This is a genomic window from Streptomyces europaeiscabiei, from assembly GCF_001550375.1.
Classification (GTDB): domain Bacteria; phylum Actinomycetota; class Actinomycetes; order Streptomycetales; family Streptomycetaceae; genus Streptomyces; species Streptomyces europaeiscabiei.
The window spans coordinates 1-2,385 of record NZ_LRTR01000394.1 but is presented as its reverse complement, the minus strand read 5'-3'; the positions used below and the strand labels follow the sequence as shown (position 1 = coordinate 2,385).

1 protein-coding gene is annotated in these 2,385 nt (G+C 75.3%); it reads left to right on the top strand.

Translation table 11 applies throughout. The features are described 5' to 3' along the window. A partial coding sequence (locus AWZ10_RS18720) for an ATP-binding protein (protein WP_060891618.1) occupies positions 1 to 2,385 on the top strand: 2,385 nt, incomplete at both ends.

Sequence of the window (2,385 nt, the reverse complement as noted above, 5' to 3'; positions counted from 1 at the left end):
GCTCTTCCGATCTTACATCTGGCCGGCCGAACTCGACCTCATGGCCCAGCTGGCCGTCTACGCGCAGGGCCGCGCCGTGCTCGCCGAGGAGCTGGGGCTCGACCCGGGCCCGGAGCTGAACCGGCTGTACGAGGCCATCCTGCGGGCCGACCCGACCCTGCTCGCCTCCACGACCGCCACCGCCGCTCCGCAGCCCGCCGCCGCACCCCGGCCCGTGTCGCTGCTGCCGCCCGCCATCGGGGACTTCACCGGGCGGGAGGAGGAACTGGCGCGGGTCGTCGCGGGGCTGACCGGCGCACGGGAGGCGATGCCCGTCGTCGTGGTGTCGGGGGCCGCCGGGGTCGGCAAGTCCGCGCTCGCCGTGCAGGCCGCGCACCGGGTGGCCGACGAGTATCCCGACGGGCAGCTCTACGCCGAACTGCACGGCTTCAGCGAGCCCGTACCGCCCGCCGAGGTGCTGGGCCGGCTGCTGCGGGCGCTCGGCGCCGACCCGCCCGAGGACACGGCCGAGCGCGGCGACCTGTTCCGCAGCCTCGTCGCCGGGCGGCGGATCCTGCTGGTCCTGGACGACGCGAACGGCGAGGCCCAGGTGCGGCCGCTGCTGCCGGGCAGCGCCACCTGCGGGGTCCTGGTGACCTCACGGGCCCGGCTCGGCGGGCTCGTCGGGGCCCGGCGCACCGACCTGGACGTCCTGGACGACGCGCGCGGCCTCGAACTGCTCACCAGGGTCACCGGCCCGGAACGCACCCCGGACGACCCGCGCGAGCAGGCCGCGGCGCGACGCATCGTGGAGCTGTGCGGCGGGCTGCCGCTGGCCCTGCGGATCGCGGGCGCCCGCCTGGCGACCCGGCGGCACTGGACGCCCAGCGTGCTCGCCGAGCGCCTCGCCGACGAACACCGCCGCCTCGACGAGCTGTCCGTGGGCGACCTGGAGGTACGGGCCGGCCTCGGCCTCAGCTACCAGGCGCTCGACGAGTGCGCCCGCCGGGTGCTGCGCCGGATCGCCGCCCTGGGCTCTGCGGACGTCGCCGTGTGGGCGGTGGCCGCGCTCTCCGGCATGCCGGAGGACGAGGCGGAGGAGAACCTGGAACGCCTCCTGGACGCCCAGCTGATCAACTGCCCCGGCACCGACCAGGTCGGCCAGCCCCGCTACCGCCTGCACGACCTCGTCCGCGTCTACGCCGCCGAGCGTGCGGAGGCCGAGGACCCCGTCGGCGACCGCACGGCGGCGGTGGGGCGGGCGTTGACCGCCGGTCTGTGGCTGATGGACCGGGTGACGGAGGCGGCGCCCTCGGGTGCTGTGATCTTGAGGCAGGGTTTCAGACGAGCGTCCCTGAAGGGACGCGGGGAACTGCCCGAACAACCACGAACGACCGGCGGCCGCGAAGCGGCCGAGCACACCTCCCCCGTAGGCGAACAGACCACCCGCCGAGCCCTGGAAGACCCCTTCGCCTGGTTCGACGCGGAGGCCGACACCCTCACCAACGCGGTCGAGCGCGCGGCGGCGATGGGCCTGCACGCCCTCGCCTGCGAAGCCGCAGCCGCTCTCTGCTCCTCCTCGTTCGCCATCAAGAACCGCTTCGACGCCTGGTGGCGCAGCCACGACGCCGCCCTCGCGGCAGCCCGCCGCGCCGAGGACCGCTCGGGCGAGGCCCTGTTGATCATCGGCCTGGGACAGCTCCGCTACGAACAGGACCGCATCGCCGAGTCCCAGGAGTACTTCCGCACGGCGGAGCGCATCTGCACGGAACTCGGTGACGTACGCGGCCGTTCCGCCGCCCTCGCCGGCCTCGGCAGCGCCTGCCGCGAGGTCGGCGAACTGCGTGACGCGGAACGGGCCCTGACCGACGCGGCCGACGGCTTCCGGCGGGTCGGCGACGACACCGGGGTCGGGGTCGCCTGCCGGTACGGCGGTTCCGTACGCCTCGAACTCGGCGACCAGAAGGGCGCGTTCCCGCTGCTCGACGAGTCGCTGCGGGCGTACCGGCGGCTCGGCAGCCGGCGCGGTGAGGCCCTGGCGCTGCGCACACTCAGCCTGGTGCACCGCTCGCTCGACGCGTACGAGGAGGCCGCTCGCGTGGCCGAACAGGCGCTGGAGATCCTCCGCGCCCTCGGCGACCCGCACATGGCGGCGTACGCCCTGCGGGCCCGGGCCAAGGCCCGGCTGCGGCTGGGGCACACCCGGGAGGCGGAGGCGCAGCTGCACGAGATCCTGGAGGTCTGCCGGATCCACGAGGACCGCTTCGGTGAGGCCCTGACGCTGCGCACGCTCGGCGAGTGCGCGCTGGCCGACGGCCGGCTGACGGACGCGGAGGGGCTGCTGATCGCCCTCCTCGGCTTCCTGGTGGGCCTGACCCTGCTGGTCTGGTCGGCCACCGGCCTGGC